This is a genomic window from Stenotrophomonas sp. GL_111 (assembly GCF_057835245.1).
On sequence record NZ_CM174421.1, the window covers coordinates 3,973,865 to 3,989,267 of the forward strand.

13 protein-coding genes are annotated in these 15,403 nt (G+C 67.4%); 6 read left to right on the top strand and 7 right to left on the bottom strand.

Annotation, left to right across the window (positions count from 1 at the left end; genetic code table 11):
* The first annotated feature begins 3 nt into the window (after positions 1-3).
* From AC3IPM_RS17645 to purD, 3 genes are all read left to right on the top strand, one after another.
* Complete coding sequence (locus tag AC3IPM_RS17645; RefSeq protein WP_489301546.1) at positions 4-864, top strand: hypothetical protein; 861 nt, start codon at positions 4-6, stop codon at positions 862-864.
* A 9-nt stretch (positions 865-873) separates the two neighbouring features.
* Positions 874-1,818, top strand: a complete 945-nt coding sequence (locus AC3IPM_RS17650; RefSeq protein ID WP_489301547.1) for a hypothetical protein — start codon at positions 874-876, stop codon at positions 1,816-1,818.
* A 77-nt stretch (positions 1,819-1,895) separates the two neighbouring features.
* Positions 1,896-3,182, top strand: coding sequence for a phosphoribosylamine--glycine ligase (gene purD / locus AC3IPM_RS17655; RefSeq protein WP_489301548.1), 1,287 nt, complete (start codon positions 1,896-1,898; stop codon positions 3,180-3,182).
* 110 nt (positions 3,183-3,292) lie between these two features.
* On the opposite strand, the gene rpoH is transcribed toward purD, so the two are convergent.
* The 6 genes from rpoH to rhlB form a co-directional block, all read right to left on the bottom strand.
* Positions 3,293-4,168 carry an RNA polymerase sigma factor RpoH gene (rpoH, locus tag AC3IPM_RS17660; protein WP_489304198.1) on the bottom strand — a complete coding sequence of 292 codons (876 nt, stop codon included), beginning with the start codon at positions 4,166-4,168 and terminating at the stop codon, positions 3,293-3,295.
* 478 nt (positions 4,169-4,646) lie between these two features.
* Positions 4,647-5,366 carry a uracil-DNA glycosylase gene (gene ung / locus AC3IPM_RS17665; protein ID WP_489301549.1) on the bottom strand — a complete coding sequence of 240 codons (720 nt, stop codon included), beginning with the start codon at positions 5,364-5,366 and terminating at the stop codon, positions 4,647-4,649.
* Positions 5,363-6,205, bottom strand: a complete 843-nt coding sequence (locus AC3IPM_RS17670; RefSeq protein ID WP_489301550.1) for a response regulator — start codon at positions 6,203-6,205, stop codon at positions 5,363-5,365. The genes ung and AC3IPM_RS17670 overlap by 4 nt, the downstream gene beginning before the upstream one ends.
* 7 nt (positions 6,206-6,212) lie before the next feature.
* Positions 6,213-7,178: a permease-like cell division protein FtsX gene (ftsX, locus tag AC3IPM_RS17675; RefSeq protein WP_489301551.1), complete on the bottom strand. Its 966-nt coding sequence runs from the start codon at positions 7,176-7,178 to the stop codon at positions 6,213-6,215.
* Positions 7,175-7,861, bottom strand: a complete 687-nt coding sequence (ftsE, locus tag AC3IPM_RS17680) for a cell division ATP-binding protein FtsE (RefSeq protein ID WP_489301552.1) — start codon at positions 7,859-7,861, stop codon at positions 7,175-7,177. The genes ftsX and ftsE overlap by 4 nt, the downstream gene beginning before the upstream one ends.
* A gap of 165 nt (positions 7,862-8,026) precedes the next feature.
* Positions 8,027-9,739, bottom strand: a complete 1,713-nt coding sequence (rhlB, locus tag AC3IPM_RS17685) for an ATP-dependent RNA helicase RhlB (RefSeq protein ID WP_489301553.1) — start codon at positions 9,737-9,739, stop codon at positions 8,027-8,029.
* A gap of 557 nt (positions 9,740-10,296) precedes the next feature.
* On the opposite strand from rhlB, the gene trxA reads away from it, so the two are divergent.
* The 3 genes from trxA (at position 10,297) to AC3IPM_RS17700 (ending at position 14,492) form a co-directional block, all read left to right on the top strand.
* Positions 10,297-10,626, top strand: a complete 330-nt coding sequence (trxA, locus tag AC3IPM_RS17690) for a thioredoxin (RefSeq protein ID WP_489301554.1) — start codon at positions 10,297-10,299, stop codon at positions 10,624-10,626.
* Positions 10,627-10,847: 221 nt separating this feature from the next.
* On the top strand, positions 10,848-12,632 hold the full coding sequence (rho, locus tag AC3IPM_RS17695) for a transcription termination factor Rho (RefSeq protein WP_489301555.1): 1,785 nt from the start codon (positions 10,848-10,850) through the stop codon (positions 12,630-12,632).
* A gap of 273 nt (positions 12,633-12,905) precedes the next feature.
* On the top strand, positions 12,906-14,492 hold the full coding sequence (locus AC3IPM_RS17700) for a GGDEF domain-containing protein (protein ID WP_489301556.1): 1,587 nt from the start codon (positions 12,906-12,908) through the stop codon (positions 14,490-14,492).
* An 18-nt stretch (positions 14,493-14,510) separates the two neighbouring features.
* On the opposite strand, the gene AC3IPM_RS17705 is transcribed toward AC3IPM_RS17700, so the two are convergent.
* A complete protein-coding gene (locus tag AC3IPM_RS17705) occupies positions 14,511-15,368 on the bottom strand; it encodes an energy transducer TonB (protein ID WP_489301557.1) in 858 nt (285 codons plus the stop codon).
* Positions 15,369-15,403 lie beyond the last annotated feature (35 nt).

Consider the following 15,403-nt stretch of genomic DNA (forward strand, 5'->3'; position numbering starts at 1 on the left):
CGGATGTCCGCATTTCGATACAACACCCTCACGGTGCTGGCCCTGGCCGGCACCGTCCTGCTGGTCGGCTGCACCCCGGCCAATGAACCGGCCGCGGCGCCGTCCGCCGCCACGCCGTCGACCACGCCCACCGCCGCCCCCGTGCACGTCAGCCGCACCGCGCGGCTGCAGGCGTTCCTGACCGAACGTTATGGCAAGGCGGCCGTGCTCTCGGGCCAGTGGCGCGGCAGCTGGACCCAGGATGGCGATACCCGCGCCACCGATTGGCAGGTCTGTGCCGAGCAACCGGTGGTGACCGGCGACAGCTGGCAACAGCTGCTGGCCGTGTGCGGTTCGCCGCTCGACGGCGCCCATCCGGATCCAGGTGCGATCGACTTCTTCGTCCTGCGCCCCAGCGGTGATCGTTTCAGCATCGCCGCCGAGCTCACCGGACAGAACTTCGGCAGCCAGGGCCAGCCCGGCACGGTCAGCATCATCCGCGCCGGCAGCGACTTCTACGGCTTCCGCATCGAGCATGGCTGGTTCGGCCAGGGCTATTCGCTGATCTCGCAGACGCTGGTTCTGCCCGGCCCGAACGGCATGGTCGAGGCCGGCGGCCTGCGCAGTCACATCGACAATGCCAGTGCCTACGACTGCGACGATGCAGACGCGGACGCGGACTGCCGCGACAAGCTGTTCAATCTGGATTTCAGCCTGGACTTCGACAACAGCGACCCGGCCGCACGGCAATGGCCGCTGGTGGTGGAAGAAGCCGGCAGCAGCTGCGGTGGCAAGCCGATGCACCGCACGCACCGTTTCACCCTCGACCCGAAGACCTGGACCTACAGCTTCCCCGAGGCGCTGCAACGCGAAGGCTGTGAGTAAGGTGTCGCGGTGAGCCCGCGCCGCAACGCCGGTGCAGGCCGGGGCCTGGGTTGGCTGGCCCTGGCGGCGGGGCTACCGGTCCTGGTTGCCGGCTGTGACAACAGCACGCCCATCGCCGACGCCGGCAAGCCACGCCGGACGCTCGACAGCAGCGTGCGAGTGGAGCAGGCCGTCTACGTCAGCGGCACGCCCGAACAGCGCCTGCTGGGTTTCCTGCACGCCCGTTATGGCGACAACGCCACCCTGGACGGTGCCTGGAAAGACCGGTGGCAGGACACCGAGGTGGATGCCGAGCGCCCGGTCACGCGCAGCGTGTGCGCGCGTGACACGCTGGACACCGACGGGCAGCGCCAGACCCTGCTGGCGGTGTGCCAGAGCCTCGACGTGGCCGCCAGCGTGGAACCCGGCCGCATCGACCTGTACGTACTGCGGTTGGGCAGCGACGAGGCGGGCGCCGCACAGGGCAGCCTGTTCGACCAGTTGATGGCCGACCATCCGCCACTGCAGGTGATCGCGCAGCGACTGCAGGGCCAGTACGGGCGCGAAGGCGTGCCCGGCACGGTCGAGATCGAGGCCCTCGGCCCACAGCGCCATGCCTTCCGCATCCATCACCCGTGGCAGGGCCGCGGCACCATGCTGCTGTCGCGCACTTACATCGCCGTGCACAGCAGCCGCCTGCGCGAGGTCGCCCTGCTGCACGAACACATCGACAACCGCGCCGCGCAGGACTGCACGGACGCCTCCAGGTTCTGCGATGACACCGCATTCGACATCGATTTCAGCATCACCGTGGGCCACGCCGATGCGGTGGACGGCTACTGGCCGTTGAGCGTCCGCGCACGCGGCCAGGACTGTGCCGGGCCTGCCCAGGAGTACCACGTGCTGCCCTTCGACCCGGCCACGCGCAGCTATACGGTGCCCGAGGCGCTGCAGCGCACGTCCTGCCCGGAGTGAGCCGCGTCCACGGCAATGCAGGCCCCGCCCGCACCGCGTAAAATCACCGCCCTGCCCCCTCTTACGCGAGAACTGCATTGAAGATCCTGGTCATCGGCGCTGGCGGCCGCGAACATGCCCTGGCCTGGAAGCTGGCCCAATCGGCCAAGGTCAGCGAAGTGCTGGTGGCACCGGGCAATGCGGGCAGCGCGACCGAACCGAAGTGCCGCAACGTGGCCGTAAAGGTCACCGACCTCGACGGGCTGCTGGCCCTGGCCGCCGCCGAAGGCATCGGCCTGACCGTGGTCGGCCCGGAAGTGCCGCTGGTAGCCGGTGTGGTCGACCGCTTCCGCGCCGCAGGCCATCGCATCTTCGGGCCCACCGCCGCCGCCGCCCAGCTGGAGGGCAGCAAGGCCTACGCCAAAGACTTCCTGGCCCGCCACAACATTCCCACCGCGTTCTACGCCGTGCACACCGAGGTGGAGCCGGCACTGGCCTACCTGCGTGAAAAGGGCGCGCCGATCGTGGTCAAGGCTGACGGCCTGGCCGCCGGCAAGGGCGTGATCGTGGCGATGACCCTGGCCGAGGCCGAAGACGCCGTGCGCGACATGCTCTCCGGCAATGCCTTCGGCGACGCCGGCGCACGCGTGGTGATCGAAGAATTCCTTGATGGCGAGGAAGCCAGCTTCATCTCGATGGTGGACGGCCGCACCGCGCTGCCGATGGCCACCTCGCAGGACCACAAGCGCGTCGGCGATGGCGACACCGGCCCGAACACCGGCGGCATGGGCGCGTACTCGCCCGCACCGGTGGTCACCGATGACGTGCATGCCCGGGTGATGCGTGAAGTGGTCAACCCGACCGTGCAGGGCATGATCGCCGACGGCATTCCGTTCACCGGTTTCCTCTATGCGGGCCTGATGATCGATGCCAGCGGCGCGCCGAAGGTGATCGAGTTCAACGTGCGTTTCGGCGACCCGGAAACGCAGCCGGTGATGCTGCGCCTGCAGTCGGACCTGGTGGAACTGGTCGAAGCCGCCATCGACGAGCGCCTGCACGATGTACAGGCACAGTGGGACCCGCGCCCGTCGCTGGGCGTGGTGATGGCCGCCGCACCGTACCCGGAAACGCCGATCACCGGCGAGGTGATCCACGGCCTGGACGCGGTGCCGACGACGGCCAAGGTGTTCCATGCCGGCACCACGCTGGATGCGCAGGGCCAGGTGCTCAGCGCGGGCGGCCGGGTGCTGTGCGTGGCCGCGTTGGGCGACAGCGTGAGCGATGCGCAGGCCAACGCGTACGCCGGTGTTGCCGCGATCACCTGGGACCACGAGTTCCACCGCAACGACATCGGCTGGCGCGCGATTGCGCGTGAGCGCAGCTGACCGGCGCCTTCGTCGTGCATGGCAATGGCCCGGCCATGTCGGGCCTTTGAGTCGCCCAAAGAAAAAGCCCGGCAATCGCCGGGCTTTTGCATGTCATGCAGTGCGAACGATCACGCGGTAAACAGCGCCTTCATCTTCTTCAGCGCGTTCGCTTCCACCTGGCGGATGCGTTCGGCCGACACGCCGTACTCATCGGCCAGTTCCTGCAGCGTGACCTTGCTGTCCGCGTCCAGCCAGCGACGGCGGATGATGTCGCGCGAACGCGCATCCAGCTCGGCCAGGCCTTCGCGCAGCAGCTGCAGCTGGTTGTCTTCGCTGTCTTCGCGCTCGTAGGCCATCGACGGATCTTCGGCGTCGGCCATCAGGTACGCAGCCGGCGACGGCGGCGCATTCTCGTTGTCATCGTCGCTGGGCGCATCGAAACCGATATCGCGGCCGGACAGGCGCGACTCCATCTCGAGCACTTCGCGCTCGGACACGTTCAGGTCCTTGGCCACCGCACGCACTTCGGCCGCGTTCATCCAACCCAGGCGCGTCTTGGACTTGCGCAGGTTGAAGAACAGCTTGCGCTGCGCCTTGGTGGTGGCGACTTTGACGATGCGCCAGTTCTTCAGGATGAACTCGTGCATTTCGGCACGGATCCAATGCACCGCGAACGACACCAGGCGTACGCCCATGTCCGGGTCGAAACGCTTCACCGCCTTCATCAGGCCGATGTTGCCTTCCTGGATCAGATCGCCCAGCGCAAGGCCGTAGCCGTTGTAGCCACGGGCCACGTGCACCACGAAGCGCAGATGCGAGTGGACCAGTTCGCGCGCGGCGTCCAGGTCCACGTCGTCGCGGAAGCGACGGGCCAAGTCCTGCTCGTCATCGACCGACAGCACCGGGATCTGGTGCACGGCACCGATGTAGGCGTCCAGCGAACCGAGCGCACTGGGAATCGGGAGATTGTTTGCCACAAGGGCAGTAGAGGTGTTCTGGCTCATAGGGCTCATCTTAGCAGTCCGGTTATTCGACTGCTAAAGGGGAAAAAAGTTCCAGCGTTCTGTTGATGCAACGCTGGCGCTGATTACCCCACTACGCTACCGCGAAATGATGACAGTGGCGAGCGGCGGCAAATAGCCTTGATTCATCTATTAAATCAATTAGATAGCCTGAAACACCAGGCCAAACCGTGTGCTTTTTGGCTGAACATCGGGCTGGGAAGGCCTATTCAGGTTACAGATGTTGTCCGACATTCAGCCGGGCATGGCCCGGCTCTACCAAGGCCCTAACACCGACGTTCATGGACCCACCGAAGCCAACCGCCGAAGCCACCCTCTCCGGTAGTGCCGAGCCATGCTCGGCAGGCCAGACAACACCGAAGCCCACCACCGGCCACCGCCAACACCCGACCCGACCCAACACCCCACCGCGCCGCCCCCGACCCCACCGCCCCGCTGCCCCACCCACCCTACGCCTCGCTCAGCCCTCCACATCCAACCCCGCACGCGACGGCAGCGCCCAATCAATCCGCCCCAGGTTGCGCCGGCCCAGATACTCGTTGGTCGCCGAGAAATGCCGACACCCCATGAACCCCCGGTGCGCCGACAGCGGCGAAGGATGCGGCGCCTTCAACACCCGGTGGCGGCCGGTATCGATGACCTTGCCCTTCTGCTGGGCATAGCTGCCCCACAACAGGAACACCAGGCCTTCGCGCTCGCGGTTGAGCGTGTCCACCACGTGGTCGGTAAAGCCTTCCCAGCCGCGGCCCTGGTGCGAGCCGGCCTTGGCCTCTTCCACGGTCAATACCGCGTTCAGCAGCAGCACGCCCTGGCGTGCCCACGGCAGCAGGCAGCCATGGTCCGGGCGCGGAATGCCGAGGTCGGCTTCGATCTCTTTATAGATGTTCAACAGCGACGGCGGCACCGGTACGCCGGGCATCACCGAGAAGCTCAACCCATGCGCCTGGCCATAGCCGTGGTACGGGTCCTGGCCGAGGATCACCACCTTGACCTGCTCGAACGGGGTGGCATCGAAGGCGGCAAAGATCTGCGGGCCCGGCGGGAACACATGCGCGCCTGCCGCTTTGCGCTGGCGCAGGAAGCCGGACAGTTCACGCATCTCCGGGCGCAGCAGCCAATCGCCAATACGCGCCTTCCAGCTCGGTTCGAGCTGGATGCTCGGTTGGGTTTCGTCGTTCATCGCACCACGGGTTTGTCGTTGAGGCGGGCCAGGCGCAGCTGGAACAGCACCTTGGTGATCAGCAGGCGTTCTTCGATCGGCTTCTGCACCAGATCGTTCGCACCGGCCTGGAGCAGGCTGGACTGGTTGTGCGGGTTGCCATCGCCGGTCATCACCAGCACCGGCAGGCGGCGCTTGCCGTAGCCGAAGTCCACGCGCACGCGCTGCACCACATCGCGGCCGCTGAGCTCGCCCTTCAGGGTGACGTCGGTCAGCACCAGGTCGATGCGGTGGCTGCTACGCCCCAACGATTCGGCGGTGAGCAGCGCGAACGCATCCTCGGCGGTCATCACGTGCAGCACGCGCAGGCCCTGGCGCTCGAGCATGCGCTTGGTCGCCTCGGCAACCACGCGACTGTCCTCGACATACAGGATGGTGGCGCCGGGAATGGTTTCCGGCTGCACGTAGCCGCGGATGAAGGTCGCCAGGGCTTCGTGGCCCAGCGCCTTGTCGAAATAATCGGTGACGTACTCGGTGAAGCGGCGCTGTTCCAGATGCTGCTGCGCGTCACCGGATACCACGATCACCGGCACGTAGGCCTGCCCGGCGGTCTCGCGGATGATCCGCGCCAGCGCCAGGCCATCGCCGTCGCTGAGCGTGAGCGAGGTGGTCACCAGGTTCACCGGGCCAGCTTCCAGCGCCTGGCGGGCTTCCTCGATGCTGGCGCAGCCGACGACGTCCACCGCCGGCAGTTCGCGTTGCAGCACATCGGCAATCAACTTGCGGACCAGCTTGGAACCGTCGACCACCATCACGCGCGGTGCGTCGTCGGCCAGGTGCTTCAGGGCTTGCGGACGCATGCGGGCCTCAGGTCTCGGTCGGTCGGGTCTGGCGCAGGAAATGCCCTGTCACCAGCCATGCGCCCAGCCAGCCCAGCACCACGGTGCCGAGCAGTACGAACGAAGAATGCAACAGGTCCAGCCCGTGCAGCACGAACGGGCTGGCATAACTTTCCGACAGCGCCGCCAGCGGCGGGCGCAGGGCCAGCCCGGCCACGCCGATCAGCGCCAACGCCAGCGCACCGGCGCCCAGCCCATACCAGGCGCCCAGGTACAGGAACGGGCGGCGGATGAAGCCATCGCTGGCCCCCAGCAACTGCAGCACGCCGATTTCGTCGCGACGGGCCTGGATGTCCAGCCGCACCGTGTTGCCCACCACCAGCGCCGCGCCCAGCCCCAGCAGCACCGACAGCACCTGCACCAGCCGCGTGCCGAAGCCCAGCCACGCATCCAGGCGCTTGCGCCACAGCGCGTCGTGCTGCACCAGATCGGCCTGCGGCAGACCTTCCAGCGACTGCGCCAGGCGCGCGTCATCGGCGCCATTGGCCGGGGTGACGATCAACAGGGTCGGCAGCGGGTTGTCGTGCAGCGCATCGATCGCCTCGCCCAAGCCGGCGCTCTCGCGCAGCTCGGCCAGGCCCTCGTCGGGCGTGCGCGCCACCACCTCTGAAACATCGGCGCGACCGCGCAGGCTCTCGGCGACCTGCTTGGCACTGGCCGCATCGACATCGGTCTTGAGGAACAGGTTGATGTCGCGCGACTGCTGCACGCTGCCGGCGAAGTGCTTCAGGTTGTCCAATGCGATCGACAGGCCCAGCGGCAACGCCAGGGCCAGCGCCATCACCATGATGGTCAGCAATGTCGCCCACGGCTTGCGCCAGGCGCGGCCGAGGCTGAACACCACGCTGTGGCCATGGTGGTGCAGCCACACGCCCAGACGCGAAGGGGCGGCGGCTTCCTTGTTGGGGGCCGGCTTGGCAGTGGCAGTGCTCATTCGGCCAGGTCCTGCGGCGAGATGTCGTCGATCAGCTTGCCGTGATCCAGGATCAGCACGCGCTTGCGCATGTGCCGCAGCAGCGCCAGGTCGTGGCTGACCACCAGCACGCTGGTGCCACGCTCGGGCAGTTCGGCGAACAGCGCCATGATTTCCGCGGCCAAGGTGGGATCGAGATTGCCGGTGGGTTCGTCGGCGACCAGCAGCTTGGGTTCGCTGACGATGGCGCGGGCGATGCCGACGCGCTGCTGCTCACCGGCCGACAGCTGCGACGGCAGCGCCTTTTCGCGGTGGCCCAGGCCCATGCGTTCGAGCACCGAACGGACCCGCTTGCCGATCTCGGCGCGGCGCGTGCCACGCAGGATCAGCGGCAGGGCCACGTTCTCGGCGATGCTGCGGTCCATCAGCAGGCGATGGTCCTGGTAGACCGCGCCCACCTGGCGGCGGTGCCGCGGGATGCTGCCACCGCGCACCTTGAGCAGGTTGCGCTCATCGAAGATCACCGCGCCGCGGCTGGGCCGCTCGTCGAGGTGGATCAGTTTGAGCAGGGTGCTCTTGCCGGCACCGGAATGACCGGTGACGAACAGCATTTCCCCGGGCGCGACATCGAAGCTGACGTCCACCAGTGCCTGGTGGCCGCCGGCATATTGTTTGCTGACATTGTCAAAACGCAGGACGCTCATCCCCTGATTATGCAGGAGGAGCGTGGCAGCGTGCAGATGAGGCTACCGACGGCGGGTACCATCCGGGCCTTGCTGGGTGCCATCCGGGCCTTGGTGGGTGCCGACCGTTGGTCGGCACGCCTTGAATGTCACCCGACCAACGGTCGGGTGCTACCGCCGCGCCGATCAGCTTCCCGACAGCATCCGGCGGATCTTGCGGCCGATGCGGGTCAGGAACGAGGCGCTCGGGTCGGCGGCCGGTGCACTGCGCATCGGCTTGGCGGCGACCTGCACCGGGGTGACCGGCTGGCCTGCGGCGTCGGCACCTTCCAGCGGACGACCGTGGCGACGGCGACGACGCTTGCGCGGCGCGCGCTCGCCTTCCACGGCCGGGCTGCCGGCGGCGGACGGGGCGGCGCTGGCGACCGGCGCCGGGGCTACCGGCGTCGCTGCTGCACCCTCGACGACCGGCTGCTCGCCTTCCACGCGCGGCTTGCGCTCACGACGCGGCTGGCCATCGGCACTGCGCTCACCCGGGCCGCGACGCTCGCCGCGGCCACCGGACGGCTTGCCGCCCCGGCCACTGCTGCTGCCACCGCCGCGACGCTGTTCCTCGGCGGCACGCGCTTCGCGCGCCTCGCGGAAGATCTGGCCGACGCTTTCGTTCTGGTCTTCGTCGACCTCTTCGCCTTCGGCCGGCGGCGCGCGCTCGGCACGCGGCAGCGAGGTCAGAATTTCGCTGGTGACCGCTTCAACCGGGATCTTCTGCTCGATGTAGGCCTCGATGTCCGGCAGGCCCATCGCATAGCGTTCGCAGGCGAAGCTGATCGCATCGCCTTCCTCGCCCAGGCGGGCGGTACGGCCAATACGGTGCACGTAGTCTTCGGCGTCGAAGGGCAGGTCGTAGTTGTAGACGTACTTGATGCCGTCGATGTGCAGGCCGCGCGCGGCCACATCGGTGGCCACCAGGATTTCCAGCTGGCCCTTCTGGAAGCGGTTGAGCAGGCTCTCACGCTTCTTCTGCGGCACATCGCCGGACAGCACGCCGACCCGGTAGCCGGCCTTTTCCAGCGAACGCGCCACACGCTCGACGAACACCTTGGTGTTGACGAAGACCATGGTGCGCGCGCCTTCGCTGCGCGACAGCAGGCCCAGCAGCAGCGGAATCTTCTCTTCGTCGGCCGGGAAGTAGATGCGCTGGCGCACGCGGGCGGCGGTGATCGATTCGCTTTCCACCACCAGCTTCTGCGGCTCGTTCATGTGCTCATAGGCCAGCTCCAGCACGCGGTGGCTGAGCGTGGCGCTGAACAGCAGGGTCTGCCGCGTGCTGCGCTCGGGCATGCGGCGCAGCAGGAAGCGGATGTCCTTGATGAAGCCCAGGTCGAACATGCGGTCGGCTTCGTCGAGCACGCAGATTTCGCAGGCGTGCAGCGACACCACCTTGTGCTGCTTGACGTAGTCGATCAGGCGGCCCGGGGTGGCGATGATGACGTCCACGCCCTGCTGCAGGATCTCGCGCTGCTTGTCGTAATCGACACCGCCGTAGACCAGCGCGAAGCGCAGGCCCAGGTCCGAGCCGAACTTGACCGCATCCTTGTGGATCTGGATGGCCAGTTCGCGGGTCGGGGCCAGGATCAGCGCGCGCGGGTCTTCCGGCTTGCGATCGGCCAGCGCCGGGCGGGTCAGCAGGCGGTTCACCACCGCGACCAGGAAGGCCAGCGTCTTGCCGGTACCGGTCTGGGCCTGGCCGGCGACATCGCCGCCGGGCAGCGCGACCGGCAAGGTCAGCGCCTGGATCGGCGTGCAACGGGTGAATCCGGCTCCTTCAAGGCCGGCCTGCAGGGCCGGATGCAGCTCGAAGGAGGAAAAGGTCAAATCGGTCAGCGGTTTGTCGCTCATGAGTCCGTCTTGGTAAGGCCAACCCGGCAGAGGTGCGGGCAGCTTGCGATCTTGGGGGGCACCGTCGCCTTAGCGGCCCCTGCGCCGGGGTTGGCGAGGCCGGACCCAACCGGTCCTGGGGCGCCGCACAATGTCCCAGTTTAGCGCAATGTCGGCGCCAAACCGGGCTTGCGCGTCGCAGCCCCCTCAGAGACTGCCATATGGCCCTCGTATCCGCAGCGCGCCGGGCCGGTTTCTCCCCGTGTTCACCGCGCCTGCCGCCAGTTGAACAGGCGTGGCCCGGGTGCTGGAAGCGGCCCGCACAGGCCGCATATAGGGAGCAGGCCAACGGACACAAAGCGCGATGGTGATCACAGGACGCTTCTTTCCAAACCGCGTCTGTCCCCTCCCGACGATAGGGGTACACTGCCCGCCGTGAGCGTCCAGGCATCCACCTGACGCACCGCTGGCCGCCCGATGCGGTCACGAGGCAGCAGACGGGGAAGACGCCGCCAGGTGTCCTCCAGGTTCAACCTCCCTCCGGCCCGGCCGGGTGCATTTCCAGACGAGAGACCAAGATGAGCGACAAGGTTGTACATGTCAGCACGGCTGACTTCCAAAGCGCAGTGCTGGATTCCAAAGAACCGGTGCTGGTCGATTTCTGGGCCGAGTGGTGTGGCCCGTGCAAGATGATCGCCCCTGCCCTGGATGAGCTGGCCGACGCCTACAACGGCCGCGCCAAGGTCGCCAAGGTCAACGTGGACGAGCAGCGCGACCTGGCCGTGAAATATCACGTGCGTTCGATCCCGATGCTGCTGGTGTTCAAGAACGGCGAAGTCCATTCGCAGCAGGTCGGCGCGGTCGGCAAGGCCCAGCTGGCCAGCATGCTCGACAAGGCCCTGGCCTGATCGTACCCGGCAGCCGGCCCATGCCGGCTGCCCCGCGGGCCTTTGCCCCGCATGAATGACCCTGCCCCACCCGGCTTGCGCGCTGCCGCGAGCCGGTGTTAGTGTCGGCATATCCGGCCGCATTCGCGCGCCGCATCTTCTGGACGCAGTTCTTTCCAGATCCTTTCCCAACGTTCGCTGCCCTGCCGGGCGCTCGCACCTTCTAGCGAGGAATCCAGCACTTGTCCGATATCACTACTTCCGAACCCGGGAGCGCCGACGCGCCCGCCGAGAAGCGCGTGCGCAAGCCGCGCGTTGCCAAGGCCGCCGCCAACACCGCTGCCGAAGCAAGTTCCCCCCCCTCACAGCCTGCCCTGCCCCTGGCTGCCGCGCATGACGCGCCGGCGCCGGTCGCCGCTTCGTCGGCGCCGCAGCAGGCACCGGCCGCCCAGGCCGGCGAATCGTCGTCCGCCCAGGGCGGCGCGCCGTCCGACACCGGCGACGGTGGCCAGCGCAACCCCAAGGGCGGGCAAAACCCGTACCAGCAGGGCCAAGGTCAGGGTCAAGGCCAAAACCAGGGCCAAGGCCAAGGCCAAGGCCAAGGCCAGGGTCAGGGCAATCGCCGTGACCGCTTCCGCAACCGTCGTGACCGCGACCGCAACCGCGGTGGCGATCGCTACAACGACGACGGCATGCCGCAGGACAATGGCGAGCAGCAGCCGTTCGTGCGTAGCACGCAGGCCAATGTGCCCGAAGGCTTCCCGGTCTATTCGCTGAGCGATCTCAAGCGCATGCCGGCACAGAAGCTGCTGGAAATCGCCGAGCAGCTGCAGATCTCCGAAGGCGTGGCCCGTGCCCGCAAGCAGGACGTGATCTTCGCCCTGCTCAAGGTGCTCACCCGCCATGGCGACGGCGTCGCCGCCGACGGCGTGCTGGAAATCCTGCCGGACGGCTTCGGTTTCCTGCGCGCGGCCGAAGCCAGCTACCTGGCCGGCCCGGACGATACCTACATTTCGCCCAGCCAGATCCGCCGCTTCAACCTGCGCACCGGCGACCATCTCTCCGGCCGCATCCGCTTCCCGAAGGACGGCGAACGCTACTTCGCGCTGTCCATCGTGGACACCATCAACGGTGAGCCGCTGGAAGCGTCCAAGAACAAGGTGCTGTTCGAGAACCTGACCCCGCTGTTCCCGCGCAAGCGCTTCACCCTGGAACGCGGCAACGGCTCCTCCGAAGACATCACCGGTCGTATCCTCGACCTGATGGCGCCGCAGGGCAAAGGCCAGCGCTCGCTCATCGTCTCCCAGCCCAAGGCCGGTAAGACGATGATGATGCAGCAGGTGGCCACGGCCATCACCACCAATCATCCGGACGTACACCTGATCGTGCTGTTGATCGACGAGCGCCCGGAAGAAGTCACCGAAATGCAGCGCACCGTGCGCGGCGAAGTCATCAGCTCGACGTTCGACGAGCCGGCCGCCCGCCACGTGCAGGTTGCTGAAATGGTGATCGAGCGGGCCAAGCGCCTGGTCGAGCACAAGAAGGACGTGGTGATCCTGCTCGACTCGATCACCCGTCTGGCCCGTGCCTACAACAACGTGGTGCCGAGCTCGGGCAAGGTCCTCACCGGTGGTGTGGATGCCAACGCCCTGCATCGTCCGAAGCGCTTCTTCGGCGCGGCACGTAACGTGGAGGAAGGCGGCAGCCTGACCATCATCGCCACCGCGCTGGTCGACACCGGCAGCAAGATGGACGAGGTGATCTACGAAGAGTTCAAGGGCACCGGCAACAGCGAAGTGCACCTGAGCCGCCGCATCTCTGAGAAGCGCGTGTTCCCGGCCATCGACATCAACCGCTCCGGCACCCGCCGCGAAGACCTGCTGATCGAACCGGAACTGCTGCAGAAGATCTGGATCCTGCGCAAGCTGCTGCATCCGATGGATGAAATGGCCGCGATGGAGTTCCTGCTCGACAAGATGAAGAACACCAAGTCCAACGACGAGTTCTTCGGTTCGATGAAGCGCTGATCGCGCGACAACGAACGAGAGAAGGCCCCGCACTGCGGGGCCTTTTCTGTTTCGGGGCGTCGGCAACCGTCCTTGCCACCCACTTAACCCACGGCCGGCCGGAATCCGCAATAATCCGCGCGAGATCTGTTAGTCGCCCGGGGGCGGGGTGGTCGAGCGACGGGGCGGACAGCGCACCGGGTCGACGCCGCGCAGTGCGCTCCTGATTGCTCCATCGTTGCCGTTCCAACCGCACTGCGGCTGGCGCTGCACCCTGCCAGTCCAAACGACCGCATGCGCCCGTTTTCCACCCGCCTCAACCTCGGCAAGCTGATCCTGGGCTTGGCCCTGCTCAGCGCCATCATCGCGTTGGCCAACACCCTGCACGCCAGCTACCGCGTGCAGCGCGAACAGCTGATCGACACCACGCTGGAAGCCAACCGGGTGTATGCCAGCAAGCTGGCCGAATCCACCCAGAACTTCATCCAGTCCGCGCAGCAGCAGTTGGCCTACAGCGCCACCACGCTGGGCCAGCGCCTGCACGACCGCAGCGAACTGGAAGCAGAAGCGGCACGCCTGCAGCTGCAGACCAACAGCTTCAATTCGGTGCTGGTGGTGGATGCCGCCGGCACCGTGCTGGCCACCTCCCCGCAGAGCCTGGCCCTGCAGGGCGTGGTGCTGCGCAGCCCGGGCAACAAGGAAGCGCTGGCGCGGCGCGTACCGTTCATCAGCGACCCCTACCAGTCGGCCACCGGTCGCCTGCTGGTGGCGATATCGCACCCGATCTTCAGCGCCCAGGGCCAGTACCAGGGCTATGTCAGCGGCACCATCTACCTGCGCCAGCGCAGCATCCTGCAGTCCCTGCTGGGCAAGCATTACTACCGCGATGGCTCCTACCTGTACGTGGTGGACCGCAACGGCCGCATCCTCTACCACCTCGAACCGCGCCGGGTGGGCGAATACGCGCTGGAGAACCCAGCGGTGAAGGCGGTCAGCCAGGGCCATTCCGGCGCGCAGCAGGTGCGCAACAGCCATGGCGTGCAGATGCTGGCCGGCTACGCGCCGGTGCCGATCGTGGGCTGGGGCGTGGTGGCGCAGCGCCCGACCAGCGCCACTCTGGCGCCACTGTCGCGGCTGATGACGGCGGTGATCTGGAATGCGATTCCGCTCGGGGTGCTGTCGCTGCTGCTGACCTGGTGGTTCGCCCGGCGCATCTCACTGCCGCTGTGGCAGCTGGCCCGCAACGTGCAGAACCGCGACACCGGCATCGCCATCCGCCATGTCACCGGCATCCGCGCGTGGTACTACGAAGTGGCCCACCTCAAGCAGGCGCTGCTGTACAGCTTCAACCTGCTGCAGGACCGGATCGGCAAGCTCAACCGGGCCAGCATGACCGACCCGCTCACCGGCCTGCAGAACCGTCGCGGGCTGCAGCAGGGGCTGGAGGACTGGCAGGCACGCGGGCAACCGTTCGGCATCATCGCGCTGGACATCGACCGCTTCAAAGCGATCAATGACCGCTTCGGCCATGCGGTGGGCGATGCGGTGATCCTGCGCATCGCGCAGCTGATGCGCGATGACTCGCGCGACACCGACCTGCTGTGCCGCAACGGTGGCGAAGAGTTCCTGATCCTGCTGCCCGGCATCGACACCCCCGCCGCGGCACAGATCGCCGAACGGCTGCGCCGCCAGGTGGCGGCGGAGGTGTTCGAGGAGGTCGGCACGGTGACCATTTCACTGGGCGTGGCGCACTACCCCAGCTACCACGAAGATCCGCAGCAGGCGCTGCGGCTGGCCGACAAGGCGCTGTATATGGCCAAGGAACAGGGCCGCGACCGTACCGTGGTGCACCCGGAACCGGAACAGGCCGGCATCGGCTGAGGCCGATACCGGCGCTGCTCAGCCACCGTCCAGCGGTGTGCGCAGGGTCAGCCGCGCGCGACTGCTGGCCATGTAGACCCCGCCATTTGCCGGCAGCGCATCCGGCGCATCGGCCAGCAGCAGGTTGGGGTCTTCCCAGCGCGGGCGCTGGCGGGGGCCTGGCAGGTAGGGATCCCAACGCCCATAGGCGGCCCCGACGTAATCGTTGGCGAAGCGCACTGGTACCCGCACCGTCCAGTAGCGTGCGTCCCGATCCGGCCCGTTGCTGGGGATGCGGAACGTCCATCGGCGCGCGGCGTGCAGCGCATTGCGGCTGAACTGCTCACTGAAGGCCTTCAACCGCCGCTGCGAGGCGATCACGCGCATGTTGACCTGCTCGACCATCGCATCGAGCACCTTGCCGTCGCGCCCGACCTGGAGCAGCAGATAGACATCGCCGGTGGCGCCGAACATCGCCGCGCCACCGGGATACAGCGGTGGGTCGCGGTCGACCATCGCCAGCAGCGTGGGATCGGACGGGTCGAACCGAGCGAAGCTGGCCGCACGCAGCGCGATCTGCACGTCCCCACTGCTGCCCAACGGCTTGCCGACCACGCGCAGACCGAGCGGTGCGGTGATCGGTACCGCGCGGCCATCCTTGAGGTAGGGATCAAAGCGCCATTCGGCGACCGTGCGTTTGACGAACTCGGCCACTGCGGGCGGTACCTGCCCTTCACGCGCCAGCCGCAGCGCCTGCACCTGGCCGGTCTCGCTGACGTCCAGCTCGCCGACCAGCACCATGCTGACTTCCATCTGGCGCAGTGCGTCCTCGCGCGGCGACCCGATCGCCGCACCAGCGCTGCTCCCCATGACCAGCAGGCCCATCAGGCCTGCCATCCACCCACTGCAACGACGCTGACCCTGGCGCATCT

Coding starts and splice junctions, on each gene's coding strand:
- AC3IPM_RS17705 (WP_489301557.1), bottom strand. CDS start 15,368: ATGGCAGGCCTGATGGGCCTGCTGGTCATGGGGAGCAGCGCTGGTGCG.
- rpoH (WP_489304198.1), bottom strand. CDS start 4,168: ATGAGCCAGAACACCTCTACTGCCCTTGTGGCAAACAATCTCCCGATT.
- AC3IPM_RS17645 (WP_489301546.1), top strand. CDS start 4: ATGTCCGCATTTCGATACAACACCCTCACGGTGCTGGCCCTGGCCGGC.
- trxA (WP_489301554.1), top strand. CDS start 10,297: ATGAGCGACAAGGTTGTACATGTCAGCACGGCTGACTTCCAAAGCGCA.
- ung (WP_489301549.1), bottom strand. CDS start 5,366: ATGAACGACGAAACCCAACCGAGCATCCAGCTCGAACCGAGCTGGAAG.
- ftsE (WP_489301552.1), bottom strand. CDS start 7,861: ATGAGCGTCCTGCGTTTTGACAATGTCAGCAAACAATATGCCGGCGGC.
- ftsX (WP_489301551.1), bottom strand. CDS start 7,178: ATGAGCACTGCCACTGCCAAGCCGGCCCCCAACAAGGAAGCCGCCGCC.
- rhlB (WP_489301553.1), bottom strand. CDS start 9,739: ATGAGCGACAAACCGCTGACCGATTTGACCTTTTCCTCCTTCGAGCTG.
- AC3IPM_RS17670 (WP_489301550.1), bottom strand. CDS start 6,205: ATGCGTCCGCAAGCCCTGAAGCACCTGGCCGACGACGCACCGCGCGTG.
- AC3IPM_RS17700 (WP_489301556.1), top strand. CDS start 12,906: ATGCGCCCGTTTTCCACCCGCCTCAACCTCGGCAAGCTGATCCTGGGC.